The organism is Gluconobacter kondonii (genome assembly GCF_002723995.1).
GTDB classification, from domain to species: domain Bacteria; phylum Pseudomonadota; class Alphaproteobacteria; order Acetobacterales; family Acetobacteraceae; genus Gluconobacter; species Gluconobacter kondonii.
The window spans coordinates 12,387-28,227 of the sequence record NZ_BEWP01000012.1 but is presented as its reverse complement, the minus strand read 5'-3'; the positions used below and the strand labels follow the sequence as shown (position 1 = coordinate 28,227).

The following is a 15,841-nucleotide window of genomic DNA, read 5'->3' as shown; positions in this document are numbered from 1 at the left end:
GTGATCGGTTTTGTGGTCGCTCATGGTGCGCGCTCCAGCAGGCAGGCATCGCCATACGAATAGAACCGCAATCCGTTGGCGATGGCGTAGGCATAGGCCTCACGCATGGTCTCGGTGCCGCTGAACGCGCAGACGAGCATGAACAGCGTCGAACGCGGCAGATGGAAATTGGTCATCAGGACGTCCACCGCTTTGAAGCGGTATCCGGGCTTGATGAAAATGGAGGTCTCGCCACGCCACGGAGCGACGGTCCCGTCCTCGCGGGCCGCGCTTTCCAGCAGGCGAAGCGAGGTTGTGCCGACGGCCACGATCCGGCCACCACGGGCTCGGGTCTCGTTGATGGCGGCAGCGGTTTCGGCGTCGATCTCACCCCATTCCGCATGCATCTTATGCTCGGCAATGGTGGAGCGGACGGGCAGGAACGTGCCCGCGCCGACATGCAGCGTCAGGGTCCGGCGCTGGATGCCTTTTGCGTCCAGTGCTGCGAGCACTTCAGGCGTGAAATGCAGACCCGCCGTTGGCGCTGCGACCGCACCGCGATACTGCGAGAAAATGGTGCGGTAATCCGAATCGTCCTGCTTTGTCGGGCCGAAGGGGCGTTCGATATAAGGGGGAAGGGCCAGTGCGCCGACACGTTCCAGAAATGCGTCGAAATCGTCTCCCTCGACAGAGAAGCAGATGCTGGCCGCGCCATCGCCTTCATTTTCGACAACGGTGGCCGTGACGGGATCGTCTCCGAAATGCAGGATATCCTGTGGCTTCAGTTTGCGCGAATTGCGCGCCAAGGCATGCCAGCTTCCGTCCGACAGAATACGGTCGAGCGTCAGGCCGATCTTGGCCTCTCCGCGCGTAGCGGCAAGCTGGGCGCGGATAACGGCCGTGTTGTTGGCAATCAGAAGATCGCCTTCTTGCAGGAGGTCCGGCAGGTCGCGGATCACGCGCGGATCGGGTGCCAAGCCGGACCGGACATGCAGCAATGTTGCGCTGTCACGCGGGCGTGCAGGTTCCGTCGCGATGTGATCGCGGGGGAGTTCGAAATCGAATGGGGCGAGATCGTCCGTCATGGGAGTGTTCTCTAGCAGGTTCGGCCCACATGAAAACGTCAGACCTGCAAGTCTGACGTATCTTTTTGAGTGAAAGGCGACACGAAGGGGGCTGAAAAGATCCCAGCTCCTTCACGACGACAAGATAAGAAATAGCCTCATGAAAAATTATCAAAATCTGATGGTTTCTTTGAAATCTCTATGAGACTCAAAGGAGCAAACAGATGATCCAACGTTAAAAGAGCAACGAGTGCGAAGGCGAATTTTATTCTTTTACTTGCATATGAATGCAGATTTTAGTATAGTATGTCATAATTGCTTATTGAAATATCTCGTTCAATAAATCGCAAGATTATCTCTGAATATATTTATTCAAGTAAATCGATTTATTTTCCATAAAAATTGAGAAATTCAATGTTGAAAAAACATATTTTATTTGGTGTTTTGCTGTCCGGATCTGCTCTGGCATCAACTACCGTCCCTCAAACATATCGTTCTTCGGACAATCAGTATCATGCAGTAAAAATTACGTCCGGTCTGAATGCTTCCGGAAATCCTGTGGTCAACGCTTACAAGGGGAATGACGGACAGTGGCACCCGACCACTGTACAGGTTCAGGCTTGTGGTCTGGATGCAGACGGTCATCCTACAATTTGTTCAGATAGTGTGACGAGTTCGCTTCTGGCGAATTACATCCCAATAACGGAAATAGGATCTGTAAACGGAGTTGCAGGTCTGGATTCTGTGGGACAGCTCACATCTCCCATCAGCACGACTTCCGGGCTGTGGAATAATCCAGCTTCCGTTGACTCCATCGTTCGTATTCAGCCCACCGTGGTTAACAGTGGACGATGGGCTATTGATCCGGATGGCATTCAGGTCGGGGGAGACTTTGTAGCAGACGTCAAGGGTCAGGGTGCTCCAAACGGTGCACGTGGTTCTCTGGGTTCAGAACGAATCAACTGTCATCCTTATGGCAATTACGATGCGGGAGCCTGTTTGGTTATCGCGGATACCGCTCAGGGGCGTGAAAATGCCCGGATGGGAATTGGAGCGGCACTGGAGCAATCGACGTCACTTCTGGCCAATTATGAGGATTTTGAAAACGTCGGTATCGGGGTGAACATGGCCTCTGCCGCCGCTCGTCTGGTTTTGTCGGGGGTTTCGTACGACGCAACACATGTCTGGATGCCGGGATGTGGTCCTACAGATACGAGTGGTAAGTCATGCGTGCCTCTGACGAAAGCACAGGTTGCCCAGCTTCGTGATGGTATGACCATCACTACGAACAGCTACGATCCGACAATTACGCGAGTAGCTCCAGGTTCGTCCAAAACGCTGCCCGTCAACGGGCTTTACCATGCCTTTGTTTCCGACTGGGACAAAACACAGGCTGATGGGAGTTCAAAGTATATCATTATTGGCCCAGGCTGGATTGCTTATGGTGGTGCGAGTTCGGCCGCACAGCAGATTCCCGACACGACAAAGCTTGACACTTACTGGACGGCTTACAGCACCCCCACAGTCCTGCTGGGTGCTGAAAATAAAGACTTCGGGCAGGTCGAGCAGATAGAATACAATCCGGCTTTGGACGCCAGTGGTGTTCCAACGAGTTCGTTGGCGCACAAGCTCGAATATAACGAAGTCAATATGGTGAACTACGCCTTGCAGGATTACATGGTGTCGGTTCACGGACTGACCATGGCTTATTCGGCGCCCAATAGTAAAAAGCCAACTTCAGATAGTTACGGTGTGTTTGTTGCGGGTGGATTTGGAGGAAGTGGAGGGTCACTGTTGCGTTTGACCGGCGATGGCGGTGAAGCTGAAATTAACGCTAACGGGCTCAAGCTATTTGCGCCTTATTCAGTGGGTTCTGATGCTGGGAATAATGCTGAAATTGCAGAATTTATCGGGCAGGCTGATGGTAATCACATTCGTATGGTTTCCTGGTTGAATCGCGAAAATGCTGGGGCAAACGGTTGGACCAACACCTCCCTGAATCTCGGTGGCTGGATTGACGGTACAATCGAAAATACCAAGGCCGGCACCGCGTTGGGGGGATCGCCTCTCGCGCGTATCAGCTGGGATTATGGAACCAATCTCGGTGGGATGGATCTAATCGCCAATAATGGCACAGATATCCTGAGTCTGAAGGGAGATGGATCCACAAATGCGCTTGGAGCACTTAATGCGGCGGGCCAACTCTCTGCAAATGCCAATTTTGTCATGCGCGGAACGCAGTATTTTCAGACTTCTGATGGGACCAATCAGTTTTCCGCCAGCCCGGCAGCAAATGGAAATCTGGTTTTCAACCCCCTGCAGAGTGGCGGACAGTTCACAATAAATGCACAGACATCTGTAGGAAATTCTCTGACCGTTTCAGGGCAGATCACGACCGGATCTTATGCCCTGAGCAGTCTGCCAACGGGTATGGCAGATGGTTCGCATGTCTGGTGTAACAGTTGTGTCCTGAATGGCATTAAAGGTGTAGAAGCCTATTGGCATTCATCTGCAAATAAATGGACGGATGGCCAAAATAATTCTATTTCAGAATAAAATCGAATATTTTTTCTGCGGCTACGGATTGGTGCTTTGAGAGCATCAATCCGCTTTCCCGAGTGTTTTTTTTGGGGTTGTGTCGGCGAAATTTTCGTTTGAGGATTCGCCTTTTATTTTAAAGTAGAGCGGTGTGTTTTAACAAAACATCATTTCATGCCGGGAAGTGTCTTCGCTTCCTGCCAGAGTGCTTCCATGGTCGGCAGGTCCTGCTCGGCCATGGTCTGCCCCCTCCGCGCGAGCATGGTTTCCATTGCCTCAAAGCGACGGGTGAATTTGGCATTGCTTCGGCGCAGGGCGGCTTCGGGGTCGATATCGAGCTTGCGGGCCAGGCTTGCGACGGTGAACAGAACGTCGCCCAGTTCGTCTTCGATGCGGTCCCGGTCCCCGCCGAGTTCTGCTTTCAGTTCGTCGATCTCTTCGTGAACCTTGTCGAGAATGCCGGTGGGGTCGTCCCAGTCGAAACCCACGCGGGCGGCGCGGCGGCTCAGTTTCGCGGCGCGCATCAGGGCGGGGAGGGGGAGGGCAACACCGGCCAGTGCGCCATATTCGGCCTTGCGCTGGCGTTCGGCGTCTTTTTCCCGCTCCCAGGAATCGTCATCCAGAACCGCATCGCCGAAAACATGCGGGTGACGGCGCACGAGTTTATCGGCGATCAGTCCTGCCACGGTCTCGAAATCGAAATGACCCGCCTCCTGTGCCATCTGGGCCTGAAAAACGACCTGAAGCAGAAGGTCCCCGAGTTCGTCGGGGATGGCCTCGCGGTCGTCACGGGCGATGGCGTCCATGACTTCATAGGCTTCCTCGATCGCGAAGGGAGCGATCGTGGCTGGGGTCTGTTCTACGTCCCAGGGGCAGCCGCCTTGCGGGTCGCGCAGGCGCTTCATGATGTCCAGCAGGCGGTCGATCTGCCGTGGGGACGGCTGGGAGGACGGCCGGTAGGACTGGGGCATGGGAAGATCCTGCTGTTATCTTGCTCAGAGGTTCATAGCCGTGCCGCCCGGTGGATGAAAGCGCCGGATGTGGCCTGTGCGTGACAGCCTGACATTCCCGACGTAAAACGTCTGCCGGAACGGATTTGCAGACGGGGTCTCTGGCGCATGGCACGCATTTTCATTGATGGAGAAGCAGGCACGACGGGTCTGGGAATCCGCCAGCGGATCGAGGCACTTCCGGCGTCCTATGGTCTGGAAATCCTGTCGATTGCGCCGGAACTGCGTAAAGACAAGGCCGCCCGTCGTTCCATGCTCGAGAAGGCCGATGTCGCCATCCTGTGTCTGCCGGATGAAGCCGCCTGCGAAACCGTGGCGCTGGCCGAGGGGCTGGATGTCCGGATTCTGGATGCCAGCACCGCACACCGGATCGCGGATGGCTGGATTTACGGCTTTCCTGAAATGGATGCGGAACAGGCGACGGCGGTCAAGGGCGCGCGATTTGTTGCCAATCCCGGCTGCTATCCGACGGGCGCCATTGCCCTGATGCGCCCTCTGGTCCGGGCAGGATTGCTCCCGGCCGATCATTCCGTCTCGATCAACGCTGTCTCGGGCTATAGCGGCGCGGGGCGCGTGGCGATCGAGGAGCATGAAAAGAACGGCGGTCCGGCGTTTTTCCTGTATGGGCTGAACCTAAAGCACAAGCATCTGCCGGAAATCCGGCATTACTCCGGCCTGACGCGCCAGCCGATTTTCGTGCCGTCGGTCGGGCATTTCCCGCAGGGCATGATCGTCTCTATCCCGCTGCATCTGAAGGATCTGCCGGGTCAGCCATCGGCGGCCGAGATCGAAGCCGTGCTTCAGGAGGCTTATGCCGGATGCGCCCATGTGCGTGTTGTGTCTGCTGAGACGCAGCTTGTGGCGGACACTCTGGCTCATACCGACGATATGGAACTGCGGGTGCATCATAACGGCGAACAGGTCGTTCTGACCGCGCGGCTAGACAATCTGGGCAAGGGGGCTTCGGGCGCGGCCATCCAGAACCTGCTGTTGATGCTGGGCCTGTAAGGCACGTTATTTCACACGGCCCGGATTTTGCACTCTGGCCCTTTTGCGGGGAATGCATTAGGGTCCGAGCTGCCCGCGCGAGAGTGGCGGAACGGTAGACGCAGTCGGCTCAAAATCGACCGCCGAAAGGCATAGGGGTTCGAGTCCCCTCTCTCGCACCATGAACGGTCATTTTCTGCCGGAATGACCTCAGGACCGATCAGCCCGGAACGTGCATGTCCAAGCCGACTGTCAAACCCTCTCGCCCGTTCTTCTCTTCAGGTCCCTGCGCCAAGCGTCCCGGATGGACTCTGACCGGTCTGGATCAAGCCCTGCTGGGTCGCTCGCATCGCGCGCCCGAAGGTCGTGTGCGCCTTAAAGAGGTCATCACCCGCTCCAAAGACCTGCTCGGTATTCCGTCGGACTGGCGCGTGGGGATCGTTCCGGCCTCCGATACGGGTGCCGTGGAAATGATCCTGTGGGCCCTCGCTGGTGAGCGCGGGATCGACGTCCTGTCCTTCGAGAGCTTCTCCGGGACCTGGGCGCAGGATCTGCGCGACGTTCTGAAAATCGAAGATCTGCGCGTTCTGGACGCGCCTTATGGCGAACTGCCGAATCTGGCGGCCGTGGACTGGAACCGCGATGTCGTTCTGACATGGAACGGCACAACGTCGGGTGTCTGCATTCCCGATGCGAGCGCCATTCCGGCCGAGCACGAAGGTCTGGTCATCTGTGACGCGACCTCCGCCGCGTTTGCGATGGATCTACCCTGGGATCGGCTCGATATCGTGACATGGTCCTGGCAGAAAGCATTGGGGGGCGAAGCCGCGCATGGCATGGTGGCGCTCAGTCCGCGTGCCGCTGCCCGCCTGTCGCAACCCTCCCCGCGTCCGCTGCCCAAGATTTTCCGTCTGGCCAATAAAAAGGGCCTGATCGAAGCCATTTTCGAAGGCGATACGATCAACACGCCGTCCATGCTCTGCGTCGAGGACGCGCTGGACGGTCTGCGCTGGGCCGAACAGATCGGCGGTCTTTCCGCCCTGAAAGCCCGCTCGCAGCAAAATCTGGCGGCTGTTGCCCAATGGATCGAAACGGCGGACTGGGTGTCGTTCCTCTCTGTCCGGGAAGAGACCCGGTCCAGCACGTCCATCTGTCTGAAAATCACGGCGCCGTGGTTTGAAAGCCTGTCTGACGAGGCGAAGGGCAAGGCGGTCAAGCATCTGACCGGACTCGTTGCAAAGGAAGATGCCGGTTACGATCTGGCAGCCTATCGTGATGCACCCGCTGGTCTGCGGATTTGGGGTGGGGCTACGGTCGAGACGGCTGATATTGAAGCGCTGTTGCCTTGGCTTGACTGGGCCCATGAACAGACGCGTCTGGAGTTTTCGGCATGAGTCTGTATTCCGAAAGCCCAAGCGCCGCCCTGCTGCCGTCCGGTTTTGCCGACCTGCTGCCCGGTGAGGCCGAAGCCGAAGCCCGTGGCATTGCCAGCGTGATGGAAGCGTTTTCCCGTCACGGCTATCAGCGCGTTCGCCCGCCCTTGCTGGAGTTTGAAAGCTCTCTGCTGGGTGGTTCGGGGGAATCTCTCGCTCCCCAGACCTTTCGTCTGATGGACCCGAATTCGCACCGCATGATGGCGCTGCGTCCGGACATGACGACGCAGATTGCCCGGATCGCGAGCATCCGTCTTCAGGACGCGCCGCGCCCCCTGCGCCTGTCCTATTCGGGAAGCTGCATCGTGGTCGGCACGCCCGGTCGCGAGGCTGACCGTCAGGTCTCGCAGGCTGGCATCGAACTGATCGGCCCCGATAGTGCGCAGGCGGATGCGGAAGTTATTGCGCTCGGCGCAAAGGCGCTCGCGGAACTGGGGATCGAGGGCGTGTCGTTCGATCTATCCATGCCCGCTCTGGCGCTTGGCCTGATTGAAGGCGTTATCCCAAAAGCTGATCGCGAGCCCCTGCTGCATGCGCTGGACCGCAAGGATGCGAGTGCGGTGGCGGAACTGGGTGGCCCGATTGCGGAGATGCTGGCCGTCATGCTGCGCGCCGCCGGTCCCGCCGATCGTGCGCTGGATCTGCTGGCAGAACTGGATTATCCCGAGGACATTGCCGGACATTTCGAACGTCTCGCAGCCTCCGTGGCAGCGATTCGCGAGCGCAGCCCCGATCTGCGCCTGACGATTGATCCTGTGGATTTCCGGGGCTGGCGCTATCATACCGGCCTCTGCGTGACAGTGTTTTCGACCGGTTCGCGCGAGGAACTGGGCCGTGGTGGACGCTATCTGGCTGGGCAGGAGCCTGCCTGCGGCCTGACGCTCCGCCCACAGGCCCTTTTGCGTGCAGCCCCGGTGTCTGCGTCGCGCCCGCGCTGTTATGTACCCGTCGATCTGGACGCATCCCGTCTTTCGGGCTTGCACAAGGCCGGTTATGCCACGGTGTCCGCCCTGTCTCATGACGAGGATACGCTCGCTCAGGCGCAGCATCTGCGCTGTACCCATGTCTGGAAGGACGAGGCGGCCCAGCCGCTCTGACCTGCCGGTCCCTTTCGTTTCCCCCGTCTCGTATTGTCAGTTCTAGGAAGTCAGCTCATGTCCAACGTCACCGTGATCGGAACCCAGTGGGGAGACGAGGGTAAAGGCAAAATCGTCGACTGGCTCGCCAGTCGCGCCGATATCGTTGTCCGCTTTCAAGGTGGCCACAACGCCGGTCACACGCTGGTCGTGGGCGATCAGGTCTACAAGCTGTCCTTGCTGCCGTCGGGTCTGGTGCGCGGTAAGATCGGCGTGATCGGCAATGGCGTCGTCGTGGACCCGAAGGCCCTGATGACCGAGATCGACCGCGTAACCGCACAGGGCCTCGTCGTGACGCCCGAGACGCTGTGGATTGCCGAGAACGCTCCGCTGATCCTGCCGGTTCATGGCGCGCTCGATCGTGCGCGTGAAGCTGCCCGGGGCGAGCACAAGATCGGCACGACCGGCCGTGGCATCGGCCCGGCCTATGAGGACAAGGTCGCCCGTCGCGCCATCCGTATCTGTGATCTGGCCGAGCCCGAGACGCTGGACTGGAAGCTGGACGAGCTGCTCCTGCACCACAACACGCTGCTCGCAGGTCTGGGTGCCGAGACGTTTACGAAGGAGCAGCTCAAGGACTTCCTGACCGAGATCACGCCGCGCCTTCTGCCGTTCTCCTGCCAGGTCTGGGACCGTCTGGACGAAGCCCGTCGCGCTGGTCGCCGCATCCTGTTCGAAGGTGCGCAGGCTGTCATGCTGGATGTCGATCACGGCACTTATCCGTATGTCACGAGCTCCAATACGGTTGCGGCTGTTGCAGCATCAGGTAGTGGTGTGAGCCCGTCTTCCGTCGGATTCGTGCTCGGAATTGCCAAGGCTTACACGACCCGCGTGGGCGAGGGACCGTTCCCGACCGAACTGCACGATCAGACGGGCCGGACTCTCGGTGAGCGCGGCCATGAATTCGGCACCGTCACAGGTCGTCCCCGTCGCTGTGGTTGGTTCGATGCAGTCCTGATCCGTCGCGCCGTCCGCGTTGGTGGCGTCAGCGGCATCGCCCTGACGAAGCTGGACGTTCTGGATGGTCTGGACGAGATTTCGATCTGCGTGGGCTACGAACTGGACGGACAGAAAACTGAAACGTTCCCGTCCGCTCCGGGCGCACAATCTCGCGTGAAGCCGGTTTACGAAACGATGCCGGGCTGGAAAGAAACAACCGCTGGCGCACGCTCCTGGGCCGAACTGCCCGCACAGGCCATCAAATATGTCCGCCGCATCGAGGAACTGATCGAAGCTCCGGTGACGCTGCTCTCCACCAGCCCGGAACGCGACGATACCATTCTGATGCGCGATCCGTTCGAAGACTGATCTCTGACTGCTGGAATCGCGTCCGGCATTAACGAAGTCTCAATCCCTGTCCGGCACAAAAGACCGGACAGGGAAACAACGGGATTTCGATGGCCGATACGCAGGCAGATAACAGCCAGGAACTGCTCATTGCCGAGCGGTATCTGATCAGCCTGGATCACAAACAGCCTGATTTCGGTGGCTGTGCGACATATGGCGCGCAGGATATGACGGCTTCTGGTGCGTCCTATCTTGCGCTGGCTCCCTTCGCGCCGTCGGCCCGTCTTTCAGAATTCATGTTCTTTCGCCATGAGAGCGTGATTCCGATCCAGACCCACGAATACTGCCAGGGTGCTTTGTGGCTGCTCTGCCCGCACCCTCCCGGTCCTTCGCTTGCGGAAAGTTTGGGCTTGTGGACTGAGAGTCAGTTGATTGACGGCGTCATCCGTCCCTTTGCCGGGCTTCTCCAGAAGCTGGAGGCAGCTAACCTGACATGCCGCAGCATCCGTCCGGATAACATGTTCGTCGGGCAAGGGCTGCACAAAGTCGTGCTCGGGCCGTTGGGCGTTACCGCGCCTGCTGAAAAACAGTCTGTTCTGTTCGAACCCCTGTCTTCGGCGGTCTGCCGTCCGTCTGCTCGGGGCGAGGGAACGACGGATTGCGACATCTTCTCGCTGGGTGTGATTATCCTTGCGCTTGCGATCGGAAAATTACCTCTTGAAGGACTGTCCGACGCGGATATCCTCAAACGGCGTTTCGAGATCGGTACGCCTGCGGCTTATATGCAGGACCAGAAAGTTCCTGTCGGGCTGCGCTCCCTCCTGACCGCCATGCTGGCGGATGATCCGCATAACCGTCCTTCTCCACGCGATCTGGTAACGATAGCGCCAAGTAAGGTTTTCACGGTCCGCCCGGTCATTCCCGCCCGCATTCCGCTCATGATCGGCGGAAACGCCGTGCATACGCCTCAAGCTCTGGCGTGGTATGCCGGACGCCATCCCGCTGAGTTTTCCTCACTGCTGCAAAGGAAAGTCGTCAGTAACTGGCTCCATGGGGAGCTTGAGCTCTCCGTGATGGCGAGCCTGATCGAACAGGCCAGTGCTTCGTTTCTTCCTGCGGGCGGGAGTAAGGCAGTCGATCCGGCGACAATGGTCATCACGCATGCGATTTCAGTCCTTGATCCTGCTGCGCCCATGTTCTGGGGAGGGATCTGGTTCTGGCCCGAGACATTGCCACAGATGATGGTGCAGGCAACCGTTCGGCCTGATAACCCGGACGATGAACGGACGGTTCGTAATATTCTGAGCTTCATGGCGGGGAATTCGGATGCTTTCCTGTCGGCCCATCTTCCGCAGAGGCAGAGGCAGCAGATCTCAGCGCTGTCGGGGGCTGCGCGACGCATGGCCCTAAAAGGGGCAGAACTGGTCAGGCGTTTTCCCTATGAAGAGAACAGCTTTCTTTCCTGTCTTTCAAAAAAATGTCTGGATGCGCGGATTTCCGTACCGGAAGGCCTGTTGCAATGGCTGAACCGCCATGTGGGCATTGAAGACCTGCCGGATGACATGCTGGCACGAAGCGGTTTTCTGGATGAGCAGATGCGTTCGTTTCTTGAGATGCATTGTGCGCGTCAAGGAATTATCCCTCTGTCGCAATCACAGAAAGCCGGGTTGCCGGGTTGGCTTGCGGACCTGAGCCTGCTTGCCGCTGTCCAGAGGAAATTTGATTCCGCACCGCTCAGTTTTCTGGCGCAGCGTGCTCTGCCTCTGCTTGAGGCGGAACTGTGCCAGTGGCGGAGCAAGAGCTCGCGCGCCCGTCGCCGCGTGCGTCTGGGAAAGGCAGCGGAAAACGGAAATCTGGGCGTCTTTCTGGCAACGGTCAACGATCCGACGGGTCTGCGGCTGGATCAGAGGCAGGCTCAGGAAGCCGAGGCCGAAATCAGCAATCTGATGCGTGTTCTCGATGAAGCGCCTGAGCGGAAAGCCGCGAATGATCGTGAGGCGCGAAATTCTGGCGAATTCTTTTCCCTTCTGACGGGAATCGCAGTTGCAATGGCAAGTATCTGGCTGGAATTCTGCCAGTGAGGAAGATCTATGGCGTCCGTTAGGCAGGCAGAAGCGGGAACGCTCCGTGCTCCGGGATTTCGATGGTGGCACGGAATCATTTTCGGCCTGATGCTGTCCTATGTTCCGGGAAGCCTGCTTGTCGCTGGTGTATTGCTGCTTCCTATGGTGGCTCTGAGGCTGTTTGATCCGAACGCTGATGGTCAGCGTCTCATGATCGTTCTGTTTTATGTTGGCGCGGTCATGGTGCATCCCCTGCACGAAGCCTGGGCGGCCAACGGCGATTGGGAGACCTGTATTGCGCAGATTACCCAACCCGTAACACTGGCGCTGGACTGGCTGGCAGCGGGTGCGGCGTGGCTTGTGGCGGAGGCTTCAGCCATTGGTGGTCGGCTCTGGAATGCGGAGGTCGCGCGGCGCGAGCGCAAATCCATTGAAAAACGGATTGCCTATCTTCAGGACGAGTGGATGTCGTCGGACGAAGGTGCCCCTGCGAGCTAAGATTTCTCGCAGATCGCAAAGCCTGACGTCTTATTCGACGGCTGACGTATCTTCGAACGGGGTTTCCATCAGTCTTGAGGCCAGATCATTCGAGCCGCCGACCAGACCTTTGGCATAGTCCTGAGCCGAGAAGGGACGGAGGTCTTCAGCCTGTTCCCCGACGCCGACCATATGAACCGGCAGCTTGAACTGTTCGGCAAGGGCTACGACGATGCCACCGCGGGCGGAGCCATCCAGCTTGGTCACGATCAGCCCGGTCACGTTGACCAGTTCCCGGAACACGCGAACCTGTTCGACGGCATTCTGACCCGTCGTGGCATCCAGCACCAGCAGGACGGAATGCGGCGCCGTTTCGTCAAATTTCCGCATGACGCGGATGACCTTGGCCAGCTCCTCCATCAGCGCGCCCTTGTTGTGCAGGCGTCCGGCTGTGTCGATTAGAAGCAGGTCGGTTCCGACTTCCGTTGCGCGCTTGAGGCCGTCATAGGCCAGTCCCGCTGCATCGGCGCCGTGCTTTCCGGCAATGACCGGCACATTGGCGCGTTTACCCCAGACTTCGAGCTGTTCGACAGCGGCGGCGCGGAAGGTATCTCCCGCCACCAGCATCACGGACTTGCCTTCTTCGGTGTACAGGCGGGCCATCTTGCCGATGGTCGTGGTTTTGCCGACGCCATTGACCCCGACCACCAGAACGACATGGGGCTTTTTCGCCGGATCGGGCTCGAAAGGAACTGCAACCGGCTCCAGAACACGGGCGATTTCGGTCGCAAGGGTTTCGCGGATTTCGTCGCTGGTCACGTCCTTGCCGAAGCGCGTGCTCCGGAAGCTTTCGATCACGCGTTCGGCGACAGTGGGACCGAGGTCTGCCGCGATCAGTTCGTCCTCGAGTTCCTCAAGAGCCGTTTCGTCCAGCTTGCGATGGGTGAAGACGGCACCGAGACGCGAACTCGAGCGTGAAAGACCCTGTTTGAGTCGTGAGAAAAATCCAGCCATGCATGGGAGTTCGGACAGGTCGGGCCGGACGTCAAGGGTGCAGGGAGGTCTGAACGCGTTTCAGGTGCGGATTTCTGCCAGAAGTGTTCCGTTTTCCAGCCCGGTAGCCCGGACGGGAACGAAACTGCCCCGCACTGGCGCGGGTGCGTCGCCGACGAGGCGGATGGCGGCGAATTCCGGGGAATGGCCACGATCGGGCGTTTCGGCGAGAATATCGAATTCCGTGCCGATGAGGCGTTCGAGAAAACGATCGCGGTTTCTGTCTCCGACATTGCGGAGTCGGGCTGCGCGTTGCTGGCGTTCGGCGTTGGGAACGGCGGGCATCCGTGCTGCAGGGGTGCCGGGGCGTTCGCTGTAGGGAAAGACATGCAGGAAAGGGATCTTCTGCTCTTCGATGAAGGCGCGGGTCTCTTCGAACAGAGCCTCCGTTTCCGTGGGAAACCCCGCGATCAGATCAGCGCCCACACCTGTTTCAGGACGCATGGAGCGGACGCGACGCAGCGTGGCTGCGACCCCTGCGGTATCGTGGCGGCGTTTCATGCGCTTGAGAATGAGGTCCGATCCGGCCTGTAAGGATAGGTGTAGATGCGGCATCAGGCGGGGTTCGTTTTCCAGCAGCCACCACAGATCCGCATCGCCCGTCTTTACATCCAGAAGAACAGGGTCGATGGACGACAGGCGCAGACGCCGGACACCTTCAACACGATGCAGTAGTTCGCGGCATAATGCACCCAGCCCCTTGCCTTCAGTGCCTTGCCAGGAGGCAATGTCTACCCCGGTCAGGACAATTTCCTGATGCCCGGCTTCGACAAGGGCCTCGGCGCGCGCGATGGCATCCTCAATGGGTGTGGAGCGGGAATCGCCGCGACCATAGGGGATGATGCAGAAGGTGCAGCGATGATCGCAGCCCTGCTGGACCTGAAGAAGGGCGCGGGCATGACGTGACGGCGGTAGGTCGGGGCCGTTATCCCCCCAGATGGCGGGTTTGAGCTTGTCTTCGTTGGGGACGACGCGAACCACGCCCGGCAGTTCGGCCCAGCGATCCGGTGCGATGTCGGAAGCGCAGCCGGTCACGACGATTTTGGCATCCGGATTTTCGCGATGCGCCCGACGAATGGCCTGTCGCGCCTGCCGCTCGGCGGTGGTTGTCACGGCGCAGGTGTTGACGATGATGGTGTCGGTCTGGTCGCGCGCATGATGGGCCATGCCGTCGCTTTCATGCGCGTTCAGGCGGCAGCCGAAGGTCAGGACGGAGGCTGTCACGCCGTTGTTCCGTGGAAAACCGTGACGGCGGGGCCTGTCATGAGGACATGGCCGTCCGCGCGCCAGGTGATTTGCAGGTCGCCGCCGTCCATGGTGACGGTGCAGGTGCGCTCCGTGCGACCGCGACGCACGGCATTCACGACGGCCGCGCAGGCGCCGGACCCGCAGGCGAGCGTCAGACCGGCCCCGCGTTCCCAGACGCGCAGGCGCATATGGGTCGGGGAGAGGATCTGTGCGAAACCGATATTGGCGCGTTCGGGGAACAGCGCGTCCTGTTCGAGGTCGGCTCCCAGTGCTTCCGCGCGGGAGGCATCGCCAAAGATCGTGGCATGCGGATTGCCCATCGAGCAGGCCGCGGCATCATGCAGGGGGAGATGCAGCGTGTCGCAGGCCTGCGAAAGCGGTACGTCCTGCCAGTCCAGACGGGGTACACCCATATCGATCATGAAAAGATCGCCGTCGCGTGCTGTGGGAAGAAGACCGGCGGCAGTCTGGAGTGTGGGCGTGCCACCGACGAATTTTGCCACGCAGCGGGACGCATTGCCGCAGGCTCCGGCTTCAGAGCCGTCGGGATTGAAGAATCGGACATGCACGTCCGCACCGTCCAGCGTTGGGACAGTTAGGAAAACAAGCTGGTCGCAGCCGATTCCGAAGCGCCGATCGCACAGATGGCGGATGGTGGCGGTGTCGAGCGCGGGATCGTTCTGGCGGGCATCGATGACGACGAAATCGTTGCCCAGACCGTGCATTTTCGTGAAGGAGAGGCTCATGGTGGCCCCTCTCATAAAGCATCACGCGGGTTGACGCACGGGGAACATGCCCTCATGTCCGCTGCTGGATCAGAAGGAGTGGATATGAGCGGCCCGGAACAGCTTGAAGGAATGCACGTCGCGGCATTCACGCGTGCCAACGACGAGCCTGACACGATCTTCCATGCACAGCGCATCCCGGATTCGCTGATGGACATGGGTGCGCAGACAGCCGTGACGGCCCTGTATCAGACCGCTCTGCCGGTTGGGGGCGCCGTGCTGGATCTGATGGCTGGAGCGCTGAGTCACTATCCGAAGGAAGCGCAGTTTCAGCGCGTGGTCGGGCTTGGCGTTGCGAAAGCGGCTCTGGAGGCCAATCCGGTTCTGAGCGAACGGGTCGTGCAGGATCTCAACGACGAGCCGACCCTGCCTTTTGAAGATGACAGCTTCGATGCCGTGACGCTGTGTGACGGGTTGGCTTATCTGACGCAGCCTTTGGCTGTGCTGATGGAAATCGTGCGTGTGCTCAAGCCCGGTGCGCCGCTGATCCTGACATTTTCCGACCAGTTTCATGCGGCGAAGGCCGTTGCGATCTGGCAGGCGCTGGAGCCTGCGGACCGCGTGCGGCTGGTCAGTGTTCTCATGTCTCGCACCGGTCTGGCGGAGCTGGATACGGGCGAGGTCGTTCCCCCGGAAGACCTGACAGCATGGCGCGATACGGTTCATGCCGTGATTGGCCGCAAGCCCAGAACCTGAGCTGCAAACACAAGAAAAACCTCGGCATACGTTCTTTCTGGTATTTTGAAGCGGAAGTCTTTATGCAGCGGCATTCCAGCCGCCG

At 59.3% G+C, this 15,841-nt stretch carries 13 protein-coding genes and 1 tRNA gene; 9 read left to right on the top strand and 5 right to left on the bottom strand.

Translation table 11 applies throughout. The features are described 5' to 3' along the window. Positions 1-20 precede the first annotated feature (20 nt). A complete protein-coding gene (gene queA, locus GKO01_RS12030) occupies positions 21-1,064 on the bottom strand; it encodes a tRNA preQ1(34) S-adenosylmethionine ribosyltransferase-isomerase QueA (protein ID WP_099287242.1) in 1,044 nt (347 codons plus the stop codon). Positions 1,065-1,457: 393 nt separating this feature from the next. Between queA and GKO01_RS12025 the strand changes: the two genes are divergently transcribed. Beyond that, on the top strand, positions 1,458-3,599 hold the full coding sequence (locus GKO01_RS12025) for a hypothetical protein (protein WP_145994760.1): 2,142 nt from the start codon (positions 1,458-1,460) through the stop codon (positions 3,597-3,599). A gap of 149 nt (positions 3,600-3,748) precedes the next feature. On the opposite strand, the gene mazG is transcribed toward GKO01_RS12025, so the two are convergent. Further along, positions 3,749-4,552 carry a nucleoside triphosphate pyrophosphohydrolase gene (gene mazG / locus GKO01_RS12020; RefSeq protein WP_099287240.1) on the bottom strand — a complete coding sequence of 268 codons (804 nt, stop codon included), beginning with the start codon at positions 4,550-4,552 and terminating at the stop codon, positions 3,749-3,751. Between the two features lie 147 nt (positions 4,553-4,699). Here mazG and argC point away from each other — a divergent pair, with 147 nt between their 5' ends. The 7 genes from argC (at position 4,700) to GKO01_RS11985 (ending at position 11,995) form a co-directional block, all read left to right on the top strand. After that, positions 4,700-5,599 (top strand): N-acetyl-gamma-glutamyl-phosphate reductase, encoded by a 900-nt coding sequence (gene argC / locus GKO01_RS12015; RefSeq protein ID WP_099287239.1) that lies wholly within the window; start codon positions 4,700-4,702, stop codon positions 5,597-5,599. Between the two features lie 77 nt (positions 5,600-5,676). Continuing rightward, positions 5,677-5,760 (top strand) — tRNA-Leu (locus GKO01_RS12010). Between the two features lie 54 nt (positions 5,761-5,814). Continuing rightward, positions 5,815-6,972: a phosphoserine transaminase gene (locus GKO01_RS12005; protein ID WP_099287238.1), complete on the top strand. Its 1,158-nt coding sequence runs from the start codon at positions 5,815-5,817 to the stop codon at positions 6,970-6,972. After that, positions 6,969-8,108, top strand: coding sequence for an ATP phosphoribosyltransferase regulatory subunit (locus GKO01_RS12000; protein ID WP_099287237.1), 1,140 nt, complete (start codon positions 6,969-6,971; stop codon positions 8,106-8,108). Before GKO01_RS12005 ends, GKO01_RS12000 begins: the two co-directional genes overlap by 4 nt. 57 nt (positions 8,109-8,165) lie before the next feature. Continuing rightward, a complete protein-coding gene (locus GKO01_RS11995; protein WP_062027974.1) occupies positions 8,166-9,455 on the top strand; it encodes an adenylosuccinate synthase in 1,290 nt (429 codons plus the stop codon). A gap of 89 nt (positions 9,456-9,544) precedes the next feature. Further along, positions 9,545-11,515: a serine/threonine-protein kinase gene (locus tag GKO01_RS11990; RefSeq protein WP_099287236.1), complete on the top strand. Its 1,971-nt coding sequence runs from the start codon at positions 9,545-9,547 to the stop codon at positions 11,513-11,515. Positions 11,516-11,524: 9 nt separating this feature from the next. After that, positions 11,525-11,995, top strand: coding sequence for a hypothetical protein (locus GKO01_RS11985; protein WP_099287235.1), 471 nt, complete (start codon positions 11,525-11,527; stop codon positions 11,993-11,995). Positions 11,996-12,025: 30 nt separating this feature from the next. Here the strand turns inward: GKO01_RS11985 and ftsY are convergent, their stop codons facing one another. Genes ftsY through dapF form a run of 3 tightly spaced genes read right to left on the bottom strand, consistent with a single transcriptional unit; the run spans position 12,026 to position 15,021 of the window. Further along, positions 12,026-12,988, bottom strand: coding sequence for a signal recognition particle-docking protein FtsY (gene ftsY / locus GKO01_RS11980; RefSeq protein WP_099287234.1), 963 nt, complete (start codon positions 12,986-12,988; stop codon positions 12,026-12,028). A 60-nt stretch (positions 12,989-13,048) separates the two neighbouring features. After that, positions 13,049-14,251 carry a MiaB/RimO family radical SAM methylthiotransferase gene (locus tag GKO01_RS11975; RefSeq protein WP_099287233.1) on the bottom strand — a complete coding sequence of 401 codons (1,203 nt, stop codon included), beginning with the start codon at positions 14,249-14,251 and terminating at the stop codon, positions 13,049-13,051. Further along, positions 14,248-15,021 (bottom strand): diaminopimelate epimerase, encoded by a 774-nt coding sequence (dapF, locus tag GKO01_RS11970; RefSeq protein WP_099287232.1) that lies wholly within the window; start codon positions 15,019-15,021, stop codon positions 14,248-14,250. The genes GKO01_RS11975 and dapF overlap by 4 nt, the downstream gene beginning before the upstream one ends. A gap of 84 nt (positions 15,022-15,105) precedes the next feature. Between dapF and GKO01_RS11965 the strand changes: the two genes are divergently transcribed. After that, on the top strand, positions 15,106-15,756 hold the full coding sequence (locus GKO01_RS11965; protein ID WP_174694291.1) for a class I SAM-dependent methyltransferase: 651 nt from the start codon (positions 15,106-15,108) through the stop codon (positions 15,754-15,756). The last annotated feature ends 85 nt before the right edge of the window (positions 15,757-15,841 follow it).

Coding starts and splice junctions, on each gene's coding strand:
- ftsY (WP_099287234.1), bottom strand. CDS start 12,988: ATGGCTGGATTTTTCTCACGACTCAAACAGGGTCTTTCACGCTCGAGT.
- GKO01_RS11995 (WP_062027974.1), top strand. CDS start 8,166: ATGTCCAACGTCACCGTGATCGGAACCCAGTGGGGAGACGAGGGTAAA.
- GKO01_RS12005 (WP_099287238.1), top strand. CDS start 5,815: ATGTCCAAGCCGACTGTCAAACCCTCTCGCCCGTTCTTCTCTTCAGGT.
- GKO01_RS12025 (WP_145994760.1), top strand. CDS start 1,458: ATGTTGAAAAAACATATTTTATTTGGTGTTTTGCTGTCCGGATCTGCT.
- GKO01_RS11965 (WP_174694291.1), top strand. CDS start 15,106: ATGAGCGGCCCGGAACAGCTTGAAGGAATGCACGTCGCGGCATTCACG.
- queA (WP_099287242.1), bottom strand. CDS start 1,064: ATGACGGACGATCTCGCCCCATTCGATTTCGAACTCCCCCGCGATCAC.
- GKO01_RS12000 (WP_099287237.1), top strand. CDS start 6,969: ATGAGTCTGTATTCCGAAAGCCCAAGCGCCGCCCTGCTGCCGTCCGGT.
- dapF (WP_099287232.1), bottom strand. CDS start 15,021: ATGAGCCTCTCCTTCACGAAAATGCACGGTCTGGGCAACGATTTCGTC.
- mazG (WP_099287240.1), bottom strand. CDS start 4,552: ATGCCCCAGTCCTACCGGCCGTCCTCCCAGCCGTCCCCACGGCAGATC.
- argC (WP_099287239.1), top strand. CDS start 4,700: ATGGCACGCATTTTCATTGATGGAGAAGCAGGCACGACGGGTCTGGGA.
- GKO01_RS11990 (WP_099287236.1), top strand. CDS start 9,545: ATGGCCGATACGCAGGCAGATAACAGCCAGGAACTGCTCATTGCCGAG.
- GKO01_RS11985 (WP_099287235.1), top strand. CDS start 11,525: ATGGCGTCCGTTAGGCAGGCAGAAGCGGGAACGCTCCGTGCTCCGGGA.